Consider the following 16,778-nt stretch of genomic DNA (forward strand, 5'->3'; position numbering starts at 1 on the left):
CTCTATTCTAATCATTTGCCCTTTGGATTTTCGCGAATTATTATGACATATACAGTCTGGAATAAAGTCTTTCATGCTGCATACACCTGATATCAAAAGCCGTGTTGCATAGTCCTACCATATCTCTGTCCAGTTCGATGGTTTCATGAGCTGTTTTTTCCATGACCGGATAGAGAGAGAACAGGATGTCCTGCCCATCTAACTGTCCCAGCGGAACCAACTTTACAGCATTCGTGATCATTCCGGCTACTGAGGTATAGTAAAAGCCAAGAAGAGCTTCGTACAGGGGAATTTTCATTAGATAAGCATACACTCCGAATACGATACAGTAATGTGAATTGGCTTCACAGTTCCGCACTGCTTTTTCAAAAGCTTCCATGAAGGGAAAATTTTCTCTTCTTTTGAAGATCTTAATCAGCCTCAATCCCAGTTTCTGACTGGCCTGGCGAATTTCTCTAGGACATTTTATGGCATTACATTCGTTATCCAGGCTTAAAAGCAGTTCCAGATCGTTATTTTCAGCGGCTTCATAAGCTAATTTTACAAAAGCGCCGTCATTGTATTTAAGATTGTACTGAAGCATGTTCTGTACAAATCCCTTTGCTGTTTCTCTGGTATGTACGATTCTTTCCTGTACATAGGTTTCCAATCCATTGGAATGGGTATACCCTCCGATAGGTAATGTGGGATCTGCCAGATGAAGCAGTCCTGATAAAAAATTCAGATTCATGTTATTCATCTTTCGGGGCTGCCATTTTTAAGATTTTTGTAAAGATGGATGATCCCAGACTTCCGTGTCCGTGAGGTTCCACATTGGATTTAAGAAGATTCAGCAGTTTTACGGATTGTTTTTCCGGTTTAAAGCCACTTGCTTCCAGCCATCTGAACATCGGCATTTCAAAAGGAAGCAGTACTTTGTCCTCCTGAATGAAAAGCGGGATATGCTTGTTACCGATTTCATAGCAAACGGTTCCCATTTCCAGCAAAGATCCCGGCACCATAACGATAGCATCTGTTTCCACAACGTTGATGGCAATCACTTTTTCGGTATCCTCAAAAAGAATATCTCCTTCATGCAGACGCTGTCCTTCTCTAAGAAATTTAATGGCAACATCTGTTCCCTGTCTGGTTTTTTTACGCTGGATTCTTTTGGTGGTTTCAAACCATTCCAGATCCAGATAATCTATATTTTTTTCGGTAGGGTTTTCGGTAAGATTGCCTATGATTTGATTAATGATCATTTTTCGATTTTTTTCTGAAGTCAAAGTTTTTGGAAATGCCTGCCCCGAATGTTGAACCACTGATTCCTGCCACATAGCTCTTCGTCCAGCCTTCCTGTTTGGTTTTGGTCTGAAGCATTGAAAGTTCTGCAAATTTGAATTTCAAAGCCCAGCCTCCGCCTAATAATATTCCGATGAGCGGATAGGCACGGAGACGGAATCCGTTAAAATTCTGCATTTCGTCTGCTGCTATGGATTGCTGTTGCCCCCAAACGTAATGTGCATCAACCTGAGCAATCAGGACAAAGTATTTTCCGAGCATTAATGACGGACTGTACCAGAGTCCAGCTTCATTTTGCTTATAGACCACATTATGGTTAACTGTATTCTGAGAATAGGCGTAATTCACTCCGACAAGGTCATTGTTATTGATAAAATATCCTACTCCAAGCGGTGCACTTGAAACCGTGCTGCTGCTGTTTGACGGGGTACTGATTTTAGAATAATCTAATGAACCATACATCATAATTTGCCCTTTTGGTCCGTCTTCGTCACTTTTAATCCTTGCTCCTCCCAGAAACTGAGCGTTTAGATTTCCTGAAAGCAGAGACATTCCGGCTATGGCAAGAGAGAAAACTGTTTTATTTAAATATTTCATTCTAAACTTAGTTCTATAGTTATTGTAAATGTTGTTTGATGAATCTTTTTTACTGTTAAATAAACCTAACAGGTTTCAGAAATCTGTTAGGTTTCGGTATACAAGATTTATCTTAGAACAAGTAATACAGCTGTGTTAAAGGAAGTGTTTCTGCCGGTTCACAAGTGATGTATTCACCGTCTACCGTTACTTTATAGTTTTCAGGATTCACTTCAATTAAAGGGGTTTTATCGTTATGAATAAGATCTGCTTTAGAAATATTTCTGCAGTTTTTCACCGGAAGAATCATCTTTTCCAGTTTGTAAGAAGCAATGGTTCCGTTATCAATAGAGATCTGGGAAACGAAATTGGCACAAATACCATATTTCGCTTTTCCATGAGCACCAAACATATTTCTATAGATAATAGGCTGTGGTGTCGGAATAGAAGCGTTAGGATCTCCCATTTTAGACGCAATTACGAATCCTCCTTTTACAATCATTTCAGGCTTTACTCCGAATAATGCAGGTTTCCAGATCACCAAATCGGCTAATTTTCCTTCTTCAAGAGATCCTACATATTCTGAAATACCATGTGCAATAGCAGGGTTAATTGTATATTTAGCCACATATCTTTTAGCGCGGTAGTTGTCATTTCCTGTGTCTTTATCTTCATCCAGGTCACCTCTCTGCTCCTTCATTTTGCTTGCCGTCTGCCAGGTTCTTGTAATCACTTCACCAGGTCTTCCCATTGCCTGGGAATCGGAACTCATGATGCTGAACACTCCCATATCGTGAAGAATATCTTCTGCGGCAATGGTTTCAGGGCGGATACGTGAATCTGCGAATGCCACATCTTCAGGGATGTTTTTACTTAAGTGGTGGCAAACCATCAGCATATCTAAGTGCTCATCAATCGTATTTATGGTATAAGGACGTGTAGGGTTGGTAGAAGCCGGAAGTACATTCGGGTACATAGCTGCTTTAATGATGTCCGGAGCGTGACCTCCACCTGCTCCTTCCGTGTGGAAGGTGTGAATTACTCTTCCGTTGATTGCTCTCATGGTATCTTCCAGGAAACCTCCTTCATTTAAGGTATCGGTGTGAATGGCAACCTGTACGTCGTATTTATCGGCTACTTTTAATGCAGCGTCAATTGTTGCAGGGGTTGCTCCCCAGTCTTCGTGGATCTTTACTCCTAAAGCACCTGCTTCTACCTGCTCTTCAATAGGTTCTTCTGCAGAACAGTTTCCTTTTCCGAAGAAACCAAGGTTCATAGGATATTCTTCTGCGGCTTCAAGCATTTTCTGCATATTGAATCTTCCTGGGGTAACGGTGGTCGCATTTGTTCCGTCATTAGGACCTGTTCCTCCTCCAATCATTGTAGTGATTCCACTGTATAGAGAGGTTTCGATCTGTTGCGGGCAGATATAGTGGATATGGGTATCAATCCCTCCGGCCGTTACAATATATCCTTTTCCGCCGTGAACTTCTGTTGAGGCTCCGATAATCATATTAGGCGATACACCATCCATTGTATCGGGGTTTCCTGCTTTTCCAATCCCTACGATCTTACCATCTTTAATTCCGATATCTCCTTTTACAATTCCCCAGTGATCGATGATTACCGCACCTGTGATACAAAGATCCAGAACTCCTTCGTCTCTTTTTGCCGTCACATTTTGTCCCATCCCGTCACGTACGGTTTTTCCACCTCCGAAAACGGCTTCGTCTCCGTAGTGGGTAAAATCTTTTTCAATTTCAATAATAATTTCAGTGTCTCCCAGTCTGATTTTGTCTCCGGCTGTAGGACCTAATATATTGGCATATTGTTTTCTGTCTACATTTAAGCTCATCTTAATGATTTTTAAAGTTTAACTCTTCAACTTTGGCAAGGCTTGCTTTTTTCTGTTCTTCAGAATCTACCTGTCCATCAACAAGGTTATTGAAGCCCATTGCTTTTTTGGTTCCTCCTATTTCTACCAGCTCCACTACTTTTTCTTCTCCCGGTTCGAAACGCACGGCAGTACTGGCTACGATATTCAGTCTCTTCCCGAATGCCTTTTCACGGTCAAAACTCATGGCTTTGTTTACTTCAAAAAAATGGAAGTGTGAACCTACCTGAATAGGACGGTCTCCTGTATTGGTTACTTTTATTTTGACCGTTTCTCTGCCTTCATTGCAGATAATGGTCCCTTCTTTTACAAAAATTTCTCCTGGTATCATAATAGAAATAGGTATTAACGGATGGGGTTATGAACGGTTACCAGTTTGGTTCCGTCCGGAAAAGTGGCTTCAATCTGAACATCGTGGATCATGTCTGCCACACCTGGCATTACATCATCTTTGGTAAGAAGCTGGGCGCCTTCCTGCATCAGTTCGGCTACTTTTTTTCCGTCTCTTGCTCCTTCCAGCAAAAAGTGACTGATCAGAGCGATGGATTCCGGATAATTTAATTTAAGACCTCTGGCCTTTCTTTTTAGGGCAAGTTCTCCTGCCAGGAACAGCATAAGCTTTTCCGTTTCTCTCGGTGTTAAATGCATAGTATTGAATTTAAAATTGGGTATACGATTCCCCGTCTGCCTTTCTGTAAAGGCAAATAGAAGGATTCAAAGTATTGGATAAAGGGCAATGAATTTATGGATATGTCGTTCCGCACATATCAATCATAATGAATCATTAAAAATGGGTGTGATGATTAGCAGCCTGCAATCTGCAGAGAATGATACAGGATGTATCTTGGTGCTGTAATATAAACGTGGTTTTGTACAGCCGCTACTTTGGTATTGTACGTATAACCATTGAAGAAAAAGTTCAGCCATTGCTGTGTGATGATTGAGTAATCAAATTTTACTTTTTCAAGGTCTTCGGAATCCTGGGTATCCTGATCGTCGGAAAGGTTGTAAATCTCAGCCTGGGTCTGGTTATCGGATTGTTTTAGAAGGTGTGCTTTTGATGAAGCATCAGCATATGACTGATTCTTGCCCTGATCTGCAAAGAGACCTGCACATAAGGCGGCAAAAAACATTACAAAGGAGAATAATAGAATCCTGTTTTTCATATCAGTCATTGATGGTGTAAAATTAGGACAATACCACATCTTTCAGCTATCAAAAAAAAACTTTAAAATGTTCAAAATCGGGACAAATGCAAAATGCAACAAATTCAGAATTTATCTATAAACACCTTGAATACAGCACATAAGCATCACATACTAACTGTGACAAGTCTTACAGTGTTCATATTTATATAAGTATTCAAATCCTGTACATTCTGAGATCTATTTTAAAAGATTGAACAAAAAAACACGAAAATGCTTCTATTATCTGTTCTTAAAAATGATATTTTTTAAAGATTATTTACAGGTATTCCTGATTTTATAAAAATAAAGTGTATTTTTTCTTTAGCGTTAATTATTGTAAATTTGTATACCAACATATTTTTAATTTAAAATAATACGATATAATATGTCAAAAGCAATTTCGCAAGTACCATTAGCGGTAAACGAGCCGGTAAATTCTTATGTACCGGGGTCTCCGGAAGTTAAAAGCCTTATTGCCACTTACAAAAAGATGTGGGCGGAAAAGACAGAAATTCCAATGATCATCAACGGAAAGGAAGTAAAAACTGATGAGAAAGTACAACTTCAGTCTCCACAGGATCATGCGCATGACTTCGGATTTTACTATAAAGGTGGTATGCAACATGTGGATGACGCTATTAACGCGGCATTAGCAGCTAAACAGGAATGGAACGAACTAGGCTGGGAACAACGTGCGGCCATTTTCTTAAAGGCAGCTGATTTGTTGGCTGGTCCTTACAGAGATGTGATCAATGCAGCAACGATGATCGGACAGTCTAAAAATGTACACCAGGCTGAAATTGATGCTGCATGTGAATTCATCGATTTCTTAAGGTTCAACGTAGAGTTTATGACGGAAATGTATTCTGAGCAGCCAGTATCTGACAATGGTATCTGGAACCGTGTAGAATACAGACCGCTTGAAGGATTCTGTTTTGCAGTAACTCCATTCAACTTTACGGCTATTTCAGGAAACCTTCCTACCTGTATGGCTATGCTTGGAAACGTTGTGGTTTGGAAGCCTTCTGACAAACAGGTTTATTCTGCGAAAGTGATCATGGATGTATTAACTGAAGCAGGTCTTCCTGCAGGGGTGATCAACATGATCTTTACAGACGGAAAAGAAACCGCTGAAAAAGTATTGGCACACCCTGATTTTGCAGGTCTTCACTTTACCGGTTCTACGAAAGTATTCCAGGGAATGTGGAAAATGATCGGTGACAATATCCACAACTACAGAACATATCCAAGAATTGTTGGAGAAACTGGTGGTAAAGACTTTGTAATCGCTCACCCGTCTGCTAACGTAGAGGCTGTAGCTACTGCTTTAGTAAGAGGAGCTTTCGAATATCAGGGACAAAAATGTTCTGCAGCTTCAAGAGCGTATGTACCTAAATCTCTTTGGGCTGATGTGAAAAAAGTAATGGAAGCTCAGATGAGCACAATCAAAATCGGTTCCCCTGAAGATCCTTCTAACTTCGTGAACGCTGTCATCGACAAAAATTCTTTCGAAAAATGTAAAGGATATATCGACAGAGCTAATGCTTCCGGTGAAGCTACTGTAGCTATTGGCGGCACATGTGATGATTCTAAAGGATGGTTTGTGCACCCAACAGTAATTGAAACGACAAATCCTCAGTATGAAAGTATGGTTGAAGAAATCTTTGGCCCTATCTTATCTGTATTCGTTTATGAAGATCAGGACTGGAAAGAAACGCTGAAATTAGTTGATTCTTCTTCTCCTTATTCATTGACAGGTTCTGTATTTTCTCAAGACCGTTATGCAATCAATGAAGCTTACAAAGCATTAGAAAATGCTTCAGGAAACTTCTACATCAACGACAAACCGACTGGTGCGGTTGTAGGACAGCAGCCTTTCGGAGGAGGTAGAGCTTCAGGTACCAACGATAAAGCAGGTTCTAAAATGAACCTTCTAAGATGGACGTCTGTAAGAAGCGTAAAAGAAACTTTTGTTTCTCCAAAAGATTATAAATATCCATACCTAGGATAATCATGAGTAATAGGCAATAAGTAATTGCTTCCTACCTTTATTACACAGCCCCGAAACTTTGGTTTTGGGGCTTTTTTGATGGTCATAAAGAACGAGAACAAAAGATATAAAATTCAAAAAAGTTTTAACCCTTTTACTCAAACTCCCTGAAATCTAACACCTTTTAACAAACTTTATTGATGTTTTAATATTTCCGGCAGGTGCTTAGGAACAGTTATTGGACTTTTACGGATACACCCCAAAATAAAATCGTATGAAAAAGTTATTGTTAGCAGCCATAGGTTCAGGAATATTAGCCTTGAGCTGCGGAACCAAAGAGTCCACAATGTCATCAAAAAATTCTGACTCGGCAGCGACAGGCCAGATGAAAACATCACCACCTTCGACGACCGACACTATGAAAACAAAGATGTCCAATCCTGATACCATCAAGATGAAAATGGATTCAGCGGCTACAGCACCACCGGCTAAATAAATATAATATGTTCAATTTAAAACGGAAAATCTGCAGATGAAAGTTCTGCAGATTTTTTTATGATTTCATAGGAACCGGTTCCACGGAATAACCCAGGCTTTTAAACTGCTCTATAAGTCCGCAGCTATAAGAGAAATGCCCCAAGCCTACTGCTACAAAAACATTCTTTGTCTCTATCAGTCCGGGAAGAATCTGCATCCATCTGCCATTTCTTTGAGTAACAAGAATCTGATCGCTTTTGCTAAGACTTTCGCAGGACTTATTAAAGATATAGCGGTCTTTCAGCTCAAGATATTCATTCTGCATTCCCCGGCATTTCTTTTCGTTCGATGCCATCGTTTTTTCATATCTTTTTAAAGTTCCTTTTATTACGGCTGTTCCGGATTTGTATCTTGATATTTTCGATTCTTCTATATAGTTCTGCTGCATTTCTGAGGTTTCAAGATAGGCCATCTCTTTGCCGTTATCTTCACCCTGCTTTTGAATATAGCTGTCCAGCATGTATTGATCTGAGCCTGCACAGCCGGATTTCCAGATTCTAAGCTGCATCATTTTTACAATTTCATCACGACGCAGCTTTTTGAGGTCTATTCCTGTATTTTTAAAAACAGATTTCAGTCTTGTATATTCTTCCGGCGACAGTTTAGATTCAAGGTCATTGGAATCCTCACGGCTATTGAATTCATCAATAACTCTGTTTCTTTTTGTTTCTGTTTCTGTCATCACCATATCACAGGACAAAAGAGAAGTATTAATGACCGGATATTGATTATAGAATGATTCACCGGCCATATGCATGGTTCCGAAAAAATAAGAAATATGTTTTCCGTTCTTGGAAGTAACTTTCCATAGATAAGTTTCCTGCGCAAAAGTAAATGCTGCCATTGCTGTAAACATTAGAATCAGACCTTTGTTTATACTATTTTTCATAATGTTTATGTTTTTCATTAACTCAAAAATAGTAGTTCATAAAATCAGAAAATTGTAAAAATGTAAACATTGAAGGATTAATTTTCTTCTTTGTTGATTTTTTAAACCGATAGAGATAAGAAAGGTGAAGAGTTCATCTATTACATTAAAATTAATTTTTCAAAAAATCCATCATAAATCGTTATAAAAAAATTATTATTTTTATATATTTGATTACACTAAACATCAAAATAATAGAATATGAAAAAACTATTGGCAGGAACAGTTTTGGGAATTATCTTTTTGGGAAGCTGTGCTCAGAATAAAGAAAAAAGAGAAGAATTCAAAGAAGCCCACGATAAGGATTTTATGAGAAACAGTATGGGGTCTACTGCTGTTGCCCATTCTGAGCCTGCTGTAATTCCTAAAGATTCTACAAAAGTAAAAAACGACAGCTTAAAGGCTAAATAATACAAAAACAAATCCGCGGCAATGCCGCGGATTTGCACTTAAAAAAACTTGACTGAAAAAAACCGGGCAATCAACCCCGATTGTATGATATATAAATTCTAATTGTGTTTAACAATTTGTAAAGATGTATTTTGTTCTTACAGAATTGGTATCTGTTTTTTATTGAAGTCTAAAATTATAGTAAGCTTTTTACAATTTTAATTTTAGGAGTTGGGGTTTCCAAAACGAAAAACCTTCTGGATAAAGCTTTCGCAAAGATATAGCAGTGAATAGCTTACATAAAACAATAGGTTATCTGTTTTCGTGAAAATGAAAAGACAGAATGCAGAAAACAGACTATATTTTAATTGTTTTCACGAAAATGGGTATTATCCGGCTGAGCTTCTGCATCAAGATGTTTAATATAAGCCGAAGGAGAAAAATCCGTAACCGCCTTAAATACCGAAGCAAATTTACTGTGCGAAGAAAACCCGCACTCATCTGCAAGAATACTGATCTTATACTGTCTGTACCGATCATCATTAATCAGCTTATCTACAATATAGTTAATTCTTAAACGATTGACATAAGTTTTAAAGTCAGCATTTTTATGCTGATTGATGACATAAGAAAGATACTTTGTATTGGTATTAAGTTCAGCTGCCAGAAATGACAGTGACATATTTTTGTTATTGTACAATTCTCCTTTTTCAAAATCCTCCAGAAGTTCCAGGAGTTTGGTTTCTGTTTCCTGGGTCATTAAAGGTTCATTTTTTTTCTTATTGCCGCCATTGTCTTTATCATCTACTTCTTCTACTGAAATATTGGAGAATTCTAAACCTCCGGATGATTTCACCTGTAAAGCTTCATCCTGGCTGGCAATCAGCTGTATCTGACTTCTTATAATGTTTCTTAACTTTGACCGTTGTTTTTTCTGTTTAATCCTGAAGAAAATGATAATTCCTACCAGAGAAGTAAGCAGTACAATGATGGCTGTATTTTTGATGACACTGATGTGAGCACTTTTTTTATGAGGTTTCAGTACATTCTCAGTTATCCCGGTGATTTCACGGCTCCTGGCATCCATATCTTCATAAGCTCTTACATATTTTACCGCATACAATGAAGCTTTGAAATTATCTCCTATTCCTTCATAGTAATCATTGATATTGGAATAAACAGCTTTTTTCAACTTAAGACTCCGGGAACTGTCGGCAATTTTTTCAGCTTTTTTAAGGTATACCTCAGCTTCCTTCCAGTTTTTCTGTTTCAGACGAATACCTCCAAGCCCGTTGTAAATTAGCCCCAGAATACAGCAGTCTTCTTTAAGCAGGGATTCCGCCTTATGATAATATGCTTCTGAAAGGTCATAATTCTCAAGCCTGAAATAGACATAGCCAAGCATCTGATGAGAGGCTGCTGCCGGCCGGTCATTATATTCTGGATCATTTTTTTCAAATTCTTTCAGTGAACGTTCAATATAGGGAATAGCGTTGGGAAAATTTCCTAATTCCATTTCATAATAAGCCAGTTCCTGATTCAGTAATCCTGCTGCTTCGCTTCTTTTCCCGGGATCGTTGATCTGTCCGGCTGATTTTAATCCTAACAGGGTATATTTTTTTGATCTTTCATACAGACCTACCAACCGATACTCTTTGGCAAGAAACCCATTGACCCGGGTAATCCATTCTGCATCTTTAATCTGGTTCAGCAGGGAATAGGCATTTTCACCATAGCATAGAGATTTCTTAAATTCTCCGGCAAAATGATGAAGCTCTGCAACAAGTATAAGACTCTTCACCTTTTCCAGAGGTTCGTGTGCAGACATATATAAGGAATCTGCTTTTTTCAGGGCTTTGGGAATATCTTTTGGAATAACATGAACAGAAGTTCTTTCACAGATCTGATCGAAACTGTACTTCTTTTGGGCCAGAACAGGCACAGCAGTTATCAATAAAAACAAAAATTTCAGCAGACTTCTGAACATAAAAGAATAAATTATTATGTAAATTGTATAATAATTCATCATTTTCATGGAGTGTCTTTTTGTTTTTTACAAAGCTACTAATATTTTATTTTTTAATGAAACATTATCTTATTATTTAATTTTTTAACTAAAAATGTAAATTAAATTTATTTTAATAACAATATAAACGAAATTTATGTTAAATTTTCTAAACAAATTATAACAATATTGAAAATAAAATTTTCGTAACTATTTTTAATTTGTATCGACTGATATGTTATCATAATTATTACATTTGTAATCAATAAAAAGTTTTATGAAAAAAATAGCAATACTTTCCTCTTTATTTATAGGAGTTTTATCCTGGGCACAGGGAATTAAATTTGAAGACAGCAATTTTGCTGCAATTCTGGCAAAAGCAAAAAAAGAAAACAAACTGGTATTTATTGATGCTTACGCGTCATGGTGCGGACCATGTAAACTGATGGTAAAAAATATATTCCCGCTTCAGACGGTAGGAGATTATTATAATTCCCATTTTGTGAATGCAAAGATCGACATGGAAAAAGGAGAAGGAGTTGGCCTGGCAAAGAAATACAATGTAAAAGCATTTCCAACATACCTTTTTATTAATGGTGACGGTGAGGAAGTACACAGAACTTTAGGTTATGTGGAAGAAAAAGACTTCATTCAATTTGCGAAAGATGCAGAGGATCCTAATAAAAGACTGACTTCCTTGAAACAGAAGTTTGAAAAAGGAGAAAAGGATCCTGAATTCCTTAAAAACCTTGCCAGCCTTACCATCTACAATGATGCAGAATTGGCAGGCAAAGTATTGGATCGTTATTTCCAGCAGAAAACAACTCTAGATCAGGAGGACGTACAGATGCTTCTATCAGGAACTCAGAGTACAGAAAGCCCTTTGTACAAGATTTTCCAGGCTAAGAAAGCTGATATTACCAAAATTGTCCCTGAAGCTCAATATGACAGATTCGACAAAAGTATTAAGCTGAATACTATCGCTAAAAAAGCATATAATGCTGATACAAAAACATGGAATGACAGCTATTTCATCACAGAAACTCAGAAGTTCATGACTAAAGAGGAAGCTGAAAAAACGCTGAAAAGAGCAAAAGCTTCCAGAGCCTTAAAAGATAAAGATATTCCGGCTTACGAAAAGTTAACCATAGAACTGTATCAGGATATCAGTAAAGCAAGTTCTCAGGAATTAAATTCTATTGCATGGAATTTCTTTGAAAACGTAAACAGTAAACCGTCTTTACAGCAGGCCATCGTATGGGCTCAGGAGTCGGTAAAGAAAAAAGAAGAGTATGCCAATACAGATACATTAGCTAATCTTTATAACAAGATTGGAGACAAAAAGAATGCAAAAATCTGGGCTGAAAAAGCAATCCAGCTTGCAAAAAGCGAAGGACAGGATTCAGGAGACACTGAAAAATTACTGAAAAGTCTTTAATCAATACCATTTAAAAGCCCCGCAGAAATTTTCTGCGGGGCTTTTTTATTTTTAACAGGTCAATTACTTTCCTTCTCCCAGCTTCAAACCAGTTTAAGTCAAACGTTTTATCCCGGACTCTGAGGTTATAATTGTTTTCAAATTTTGGTCGTATTAAAGCTCTATCAGAACAATATGAATCATTATAATGATCAGGTCGCTCCTACGGAGCACTTAAAAAAAATCAAATAACATTATATTTTTTTACAAAAATTTATAAATTGATCATCAATTATAACTCTAAATATAAGTCTGATTTTCTTATCCCGGATTGAGGTTAATTTATATTTCAGCTGCCCTTACTCTTTATTAATATTCAAATAAAACACTTCCCCATGTAAATCCGCTTCCGAACGCTGAAAGAAGTACTAGATCTCCTCTTTTGATTTTTCCTTCTTCAATGGCTTCACTTAAAGCAATAGGAATAGATGCGGCTGTTGTATTTCCGTATTTCTGAATATTGTTGTGGATTTTTTCATCCGGAAGTCCGAATTTCTGCTGTACAAATTGGGCAATTCTAAGATTGGCCTGATGCGGAATGAACATATCCAGATCTTCAATCTTTTTCCCTGCTTTATCCAAGGCTTCCTGCATGGTTTCAGGGAATCTTGTTACCGCATGTTTGAATACGAAGTTTCCGTTCATGATTGGGTATACTTCTTTATTCGTCACATTTTCCGGTTCTTTTCTCATTCTGTCGCTCCATCCGAATTTAGATCCCGGGAACTGGGTACACAATTCATCAGCATATTTTCCTTCAGAATGCATATTTACGGCTAAAATATCTCCTGCATTTTCATCTTCTGTAGCAGAAAGTACAATAGCTCCTGCCCCATCTCCGAAAATCACGGAAACTCCTCTTCCTTCATCAGAAAAATCAAGTCCGAAAGAATGAATTTCTGCTCCTACAACCAATATATTTTTATAAGTACCCGATTTAATGAATGCATTGGCAACGCTCATCGCATATACAAATCCGGAGCATTGATTTCTTACATCCAAAGCACCAATTGTTCCGCATCCAAGCATTTCCTGAAGTAATACCCCACATCCTGGAAAATAATAATCCGGTGAAAGGGTTGCAAAAATAATATAATCGATATCCTGAGCGATTAACCCTGCTTTTTCAATTGCTTTTTCAGAAGCTTTGAAACCTAAATAAGCACTGGTTTCCTGAGAATCATTCCTGTTTTTTCTGTGTCTTCTTTCCTTGATGCCTGTTCTTTCTGTAATCCATTCATCATTGGTAGTCATTAGTTTTGCTAGATCATCATTGGTAACAACATTATCTGGCACATAAAATCCGATCCCTTTTATTGTACTTTTAATCATATAGTTTTTTAATTTTGGCAAAGATAAACTTATTTAACACATAGTATTTCAAAATATTAGTATTTTTATTATATGCCAATTGATACAATATACAGAGACTCCCAATGCGAATGGGTAGATGTAGAGGCTCCCACAGCGGAGGACCTGAAGTTTCTTCACGAGAGATATGAGATCAATAATCTTCTTCTGGAAGACACTATGGATCCTAACCACCTTCCGAAATATGAAGAAGACGGAAATGTAAAATTCTTTCTTCTCCGTGAAAGTACGGAACTGGAACGAAAAAATCTTAACACCATCAGTGATATCAGTACAAAAATCGGGATCTTTCTGCTGGACAACACCATTATTACCATCCACAGGATGAAAACGAAAAGTATTTCGGAGACGAAAAAACAGCTTTCAACCCAACAGACAGAAGCTTCACCTTCCAAAGTTGCATTAATGATTGCGCTTCTGGTAATGAAAAGTTTTGACGATGAATCCGTAAGTCTTCTGGAAACCATGGATAATATTGAAAACGAGATCTTTCTTAAGAACACTAACCATACAAACCAGATCCGGAGGCTTTATAAGCTGAAAAGAAAATCGGGACTTAATTCGCGGGTGCTTGTTATTTCCACGGATGCTGTAGATAAATTCAAATTGTTAAACCTTCAGGATTCTGAGATTGTCGATTTAAAAGATAAGCACAAGGACGTTGTTGCCGATTTTGACCATCTGAATATTCAGATTACCAACCTTATTTCCATGTTCCTGGCTCTTTCTGACCAAAAGGCGAATCAGGTGATGAAAGTACTGGCCATCTATTCGGTTTACTTCTTACCGATCACGTTTATTGCCGGACTGTATGGAATGAACTTCGACAATATGCCGGAACTTCATCATAAATACGGCTATTTTATAACGCTTGGAGTAATGGCTGTGGTGGTGATCTGTACCTTTATTTACGCGAGAAGGAAACAATGGTAGCCAATCTGTAATAGCTCTCCCAAATAAACACCACCAACTCTAAAATATCCACCATGAAAACCGAAGACCTGAATACAATTCTTGAAAACGATATTCTTTCCGCGGAATCCAAAGAGAAACTTATTGCTCTGCATGAAAACATCTCTTCTAAAGAGTTTTCTGATCTGCTGGATGTTTACGGAAACCAGTATGTAGAATTTGTACAGGAAGGCGGCGGTGTGTGGGGAAGCGCACTCGTCGGTTATCTGTACGGACTGGAGATTTTTGGAATCCGTTTTCTGAAAGTGGCAGGAACAAGTGCCGGAGCGATCAATACGATGCTTATCGCAGCCTGTAAAACAAAAGAGGAAGCTAAAAGCGAAGTCATTAAGGACATTTTATTCAGCTGGAATTTTGCTGATTTTATGGATGGAAAAACGTACGTAAAAACGACCATCCATGCTATACTGAATAATAAAAATTTCTTTAAAATCAATATCATTATCGCTATCGTATGCATTATTCTTCTCATCACCATTCCTTTTGCTGTTCCTTCTGAAACGATTCTGAATGCTAAACTCCTGTTTTTAATTCCCTTGATTCCGGCTATTATCCTTTTTTTCTGTATTAAAAAGCTTTATAATAATTTCAGAAAAGCCAACAGCGGGCTTAATCCGGGAACTGTTTTTTCAGACACTATGAAAACGGCACTGGACGGGTTCGGGATTAAAACGGTTGCCCAGCTCAATCAAAAGTTTATTCAGAAAGAACATGATCTCAACCTTAGTTACCGTTACGGAAACAATCAGGAATATTATCAGAAAACCCTTCAGAGTATTGAAGCCATTAAGCATAAAAATATTGAGCATATTGACCTGACACGGTATAAAATTTTCTATGAAAGTGCAGCCAATAATGATTATTATAAAAACAATCCGTTTTACCAGCTCCGGTCGGAATATGTAGTGGTTGCTACAGATATCAATGCCAAAATCAAAGTGGAGCTTCCTACAATGGCTAATCTGTACTGGTCAGAAGAAGAGTTAAAACACATCAGTCCAGCTGAATTTGTACGGGCTTCCATGTCTGTTCCCTTCTTTTTTGAACCATTTCAGAAAAGAATTAATAAAGATGAGGATTCCGTGAAGTATGCCTGGAAGTTCTGGATGAGTACAAAGCCCGAAGACATCTACCCTGTCGGAATTTTTATTGACGGCGGAAGTATTTCTAATTTCCCGATTGATCTTTTTCACGCCAATGATGTTTTTTATCCCAGACTGCCATTATTCGGAGTACAGCTTACCAGCGATTCTGATATTCTTTCAGAGAAAGGAAAAACCAGTGAAGAAATTCTCAAAACTCCTTTTTCGTATGCAGGAAACATCATCAGTACTTTAAAAGGATTTAATGATAAATCTTTCCTTACCAAACACAGCTTTTACCGTCTGTTCAGCATTCAGTCTGTCAACTGTGGAACCAGCAGCTGGCTAAATTTCTTTATGAAGAAGGAAGAAAAAGAAGATCTTTTCAACAGAGGCTTTCAGGCGGCTTTGGATTTTCTTAATCAATTCGATTGGGAAAAATATAAATATGAAAGAATGATGCTTTCAATGAAAGACAAAAAAATACTGAAGGAAGAAGATACACCGACAGTGGGGTAAGGAATTTTGAGTATTTTTAACTATTAAAATCTGTAAAAAGAATTTTCAATAATCGGAATACATGAACTGGATTATCAGAAGCATTAAAAAGGTAAAATTTCATACCAATCTTCAGGAAATTTTAAAGCCTGTCTGGAAAAACATCACCGCCTATAACTGGATTCTTACTGATCTTGATTTCATGCCTGATGGTACCATTCCTATTAACTTTGACCATGATTTTTTTATTTTGAATCACGGACAATTTGAGCGGATTTACAACAGCAATACTCAGATCATCTGGGGAATCATTGCTGCTGTACCTTCTGCTACTGAACCGGATTCAATGTACATTTCTCAATTATCTGCTGAAGATCCTGATGTCTGGAAAAGCAATCATTTTTCAATTCAGGAAAGCGTTTTAGAAATTATAGCTTTTGACAGCAGCTATACCATCGTGAAATTTAAAGATAAAAACCTTTCTGATCGGTTTAAGGACTATTTTCAGGAGCAGGCAATAGATTTGGATTACTTTAATAAAAAATATTCCGGCTAAAAAAATAACATCAACATCACAGTATGCCATTAAC

General features: G+C 37.5%; 17 protein-coding genes. 7 read left to right on the forward strand and 10 right to left on the reverse strand.

Going from position 1 to position 16,778, the window contains the following annotated elements; all coding sequences use genetic code 11:
• Positions 1 to 40 precede the first annotated feature (40 nt).
• From FW768_RS07470 to FW768_RS07500, 7 genes are all read right to left on the reverse strand, one after another.
• The gene (locus tag FW768_RS07470) at positions 41 to 730 is read right to left on the reverse strand and encodes an urease accessory protein UreF (RefSeq protein ID WP_153399833.1); all 690 of its coding nucleotides are present in this window, start codon (positions 728 to 730) and stop codon (positions 41 to 43) included.
• Position 731: 1 nt separating this feature from the next.
• Entirely contained in the window at positions 732 to 1,241 is a 510-nt protein-coding gene (gene ureE / locus FW768_RS07475; protein WP_153394203.1) for an urease accessory protein UreE, read from the reverse strand.
• Positions 1,231 to 1,878 (reverse strand): hypothetical protein, encoded by a 648-nt coding sequence (locus tag FW768_RS07480; protein WP_153394205.1) that lies wholly within the window; start codon positions 1,876 to 1,878, stop codon positions 1,231 to 1,233. Before FW768_RS07480 ends, ureE begins: the two co-directional genes overlap by 11 nt.
• A 112-nt stretch (positions 1,879 to 1,990) precedes the next feature.
• Positions 1,991 to 3,712, reverse strand: a complete 1,722-nt coding sequence (gene ureC, locus FW768_RS07485) for an urease subunit alpha (RefSeq protein ID WP_153394207.1) — start codon at positions 3,710 to 3,712, stop codon at positions 1,991 to 1,993.
• 1 nt (position 3,713) lies between these two features.
• The gene (gene ureB / locus FW768_RS07490; protein ID WP_153394209.1) at positions 3,714 to 4,082 is read right to left on the reverse strand and encodes an urease subunit beta; all 369 of its coding nucleotides are present in this window, start codon (positions 4,080 to 4,082) and stop codon (positions 3,714 to 3,716) included.
• A gap of 14 nt (positions 4,083 to 4,096) precedes the next feature.
• Positions 4,097 to 4,399 (reverse strand): urease subunit gamma, encoded by a 303-nt coding sequence (gene ureA, locus FW768_RS07495; RefSeq protein WP_153394211.1) that lies wholly within the window; start codon positions 4,397 to 4,399, stop codon positions 4,097 to 4,099.
• Positions 4,400 to 4,554: 155 nt separating this feature from the next.
• Entirely contained in the window at positions 4,555 to 4,917 is a 363-nt protein-coding gene (locus FW768_RS07500) for a hypothetical protein (protein WP_153394213.1), read from the reverse strand.
• A gap of 406 nt (positions 4,918 to 5,323) precedes the next feature.
• Between FW768_RS07500 and pruA the strand changes: the two genes are divergently transcribed.
• Together pruA and FW768_RS07510 are read left to right on the forward strand one after the other, a co-directional pair.
• Positions 5,324 to 6,949 (forward strand): L-glutamate gamma-semialdehyde dehydrogenase, encoded by a 1,626-nt coding sequence (pruA, locus tag FW768_RS07505; RefSeq protein ID WP_153394215.1) that lies wholly within the window; start codon positions 5,324 to 5,326, stop codon positions 6,947 to 6,949.
• Between the two features lie 253 nt (positions 6,950 to 7,202).
• Positions 7,203 to 7,424 (forward strand): cytochrome C551, encoded by a 222-nt coding sequence (locus tag FW768_RS07510; RefSeq protein ID WP_153394217.1) that lies wholly within the window; start codon positions 7,203 to 7,205, stop codon positions 7,422 to 7,424.
• Positions 7,425 to 7,481: 57 nt separating this feature from the next.
• Here the strand turns inward: FW768_RS07510 and FW768_RS07515 are convergent, their stop codons facing one another.
• Positions 7,482 to 8,354, reverse strand: coding sequence for a TraB/GumN family protein (locus FW768_RS07515; protein ID WP_185151949.1), 873 nt, complete (start codon positions 8,352 to 8,354; stop codon positions 7,482 to 7,484).
• A 240-nt stretch (positions 8,355 to 8,594) separates the two neighbouring features.
• On the opposite strand from FW768_RS07515, the gene FW768_RS07520 reads away from it, so the two are divergent.
• Entirely contained in the window at positions 8,595 to 8,804 is a 210-nt protein-coding gene (locus tag FW768_RS07520) for a hypothetical protein (protein WP_153394221.1), read from the forward strand.
• A 343-nt stretch (positions 8,805 to 9,147) separates the two neighbouring features.
• Here the strand turns inward: FW768_RS07520 and FW768_RS07525 are convergent, their stop codons facing one another.
• Complete coding sequence (locus tag FW768_RS07525) at positions 9,148 to 10,770, reverse strand: AraC family transcriptional regulator (RefSeq protein WP_185151950.1); 1,623 nt, start codon at positions 10,768 to 10,770, stop codon at positions 9,148 to 9,150.
• Positions 10,771 to 11,065: 295 nt separating this feature from the next.
• On the opposite strand from FW768_RS07525, the gene FW768_RS07530 reads away from it, so the two are divergent.
• Positions 11,066 to 12,226 carry a thioredoxin family protein gene (locus FW768_RS07530; RefSeq protein ID WP_153394225.1) on the forward strand — a complete coding sequence of 387 codons (1,161 nt, stop codon included), beginning with the start codon at positions 11,066 to 11,068 and terminating at the stop codon, positions 12,224 to 12,226.
• Positions 12,227 to 12,574: 348 nt separating this feature from the next.
• Here FW768_RS07530 and FW768_RS07535 read toward each other — a convergent pair whose 3' ends face one another.
• Positions 12,575 to 13,597, reverse strand: a complete 1,023-nt coding sequence (locus FW768_RS07535) for a 3-oxoacyl-ACP synthase III family protein (protein WP_153394227.1) — start codon at positions 13,595 to 13,597, stop codon at positions 12,575 to 12,577.
• A gap of 72 nt (positions 13,598 to 13,669) precedes the next feature.
• Here FW768_RS07535 and FW768_RS07540 point away from each other — a divergent pair, with 72 nt between their 5' ends.
• From FW768_RS07540 to FW768_RS07550, 3 genes are all read left to right on the forward strand, one after another.
• Positions 13,670 to 14,569 carry a magnesium transporter CorA family protein gene (locus FW768_RS07540; RefSeq protein WP_153394229.1) on the forward strand — a complete coding sequence of 300 codons (900 nt, stop codon included), beginning with the start codon at positions 13,670 to 13,672 and terminating at the stop codon, positions 14,567 to 14,569.
• A gap of 53 nt (positions 14,570 to 14,622) precedes the next feature.
• Complete coding sequence (locus FW768_RS07545; protein WP_153394231.1) at positions 14,623 to 16,209, forward strand: patatin-like phospholipase family protein; 1,587 nt, start codon at positions 14,623 to 14,625, stop codon at positions 16,207 to 16,209.
• 61 nt (positions 16,210 to 16,270) lie between these two features.
• The gene (locus FW768_RS07550; protein ID WP_153394233.1) at positions 16,271 to 16,744 is read left to right on the forward strand and encodes a hypothetical protein; all 474 of its coding nucleotides are present in this window, start codon (positions 16,271 to 16,273) and stop codon (positions 16,742 to 16,744) included.
• Positions 16,745 to 16,778 lie beyond the last annotated feature (34 nt).

Origin of the sequence: Chryseobacterium vaccae (assembly GCF_009602705.1) — a bacterium.
GTDB classification, from domain to species: Bacteria; Bacteroidota; Bacteroidia; order Flavobacteriales; family Weeksellaceae; genus Chryseobacterium; species Chryseobacterium vaccae.

Coding starts and splice junctions, on each gene's coding strand:
- FW768_RS07470 (WP_153399833.1), bottom strand. CDS start 730: ATGAATCTGAATTTTTTATCAGGACTGCTTCATCTGGCAGATCCCACA.
- ureE (WP_153394203.1), bottom strand. CDS start 1,241: ATGATCATTAATCAAATCATAGGCAATCTTACCGAAAACCCTACCGAA.
- FW768_RS07480 (WP_153394205.1), bottom strand. CDS start 1,878: ATGAAATATTTAAATAAAACAGTTTTCTCTCTTGCCATAGCCGGAATG.
- ureC (WP_153394207.1), bottom strand. CDS start 3,712: ATGAGCTTAAATGTAGACAGAAAACAATATGCCAATATATTAGGTCCT.
- ureB (WP_153394209.1), bottom strand. CDS start 4,082: ATGATACCAGGAGAAATTTTTGTAAAAGAAGGGACCATTATCTGCAAT.
- ureA (WP_153394211.1), bottom strand. CDS start 4,399: ATGCATTTAACACCGAGAGAAACGGAAAAGCTTATGCTGTTCCTGGCA.
- FW768_RS07500 (WP_153394213.1), bottom strand. CDS start 4,917: ATGAAAAACAGGATTCTATTATTCTCCTTTGTAATGTTTTTTGCCGCC.
- pruA (WP_153394215.1), top strand. CDS start 5,324: ATGTCAAAAGCAATTTCGCAAGTACCATTAGCGGTAAACGAGCCGGTA.
- FW768_RS07510 (WP_153394217.1), top strand. CDS start 7,203: ATGAAAAAGTTATTGTTAGCAGCCATAGGTTCAGGAATATTAGCCTTG.
- FW768_RS07515 (WP_185151949.1), bottom strand. CDS start 8,354: ATGAAAAATAGTATAAACAAAGGTCTGATTCTAATGTTTACAGCAATG.
- FW768_RS07520 (WP_153394221.1), top strand. CDS start 8,595: ATGAAAAAACTATTGGCAGGAACAGTTTTGGGAATTATCTTTTTGGGA.
- FW768_RS07525 (WP_185151950.1), bottom strand. CDS start 10,770: ATGTTCAGAAGTCTGCTGAAATTTTTGTTTTTATTGATAACTGCTGTG.
- FW768_RS07530 (WP_153394225.1), top strand. CDS start 11,066: ATGAAAAAAATAGCAATACTTTCCTCTTTATTTATAGGAGTTTTATCC.
- FW768_RS07535 (WP_153394227.1), bottom strand. CDS start 13,597: ATGATTAAAAGTACAATAAAAGGGATCGGATTTTATGTGCCAGATAAT.
- FW768_RS07540 (WP_153394229.1), top strand. CDS start 13,670: ATGCCAATTGATACAATATACAGAGACTCCCAATGCGAATGGGTAGAT.
- FW768_RS07545 (WP_153394231.1), top strand. CDS start 14,623: ATGAAAACCGAAGACCTGAATACAATTCTTGAAAACGATATTCTTTCC.
- FW768_RS07550 (WP_153394233.1), top strand. CDS start 16,271: ATGAACTGGATTATCAGAAGCATTAAAAAGGTAAAATTTCATACCAAT.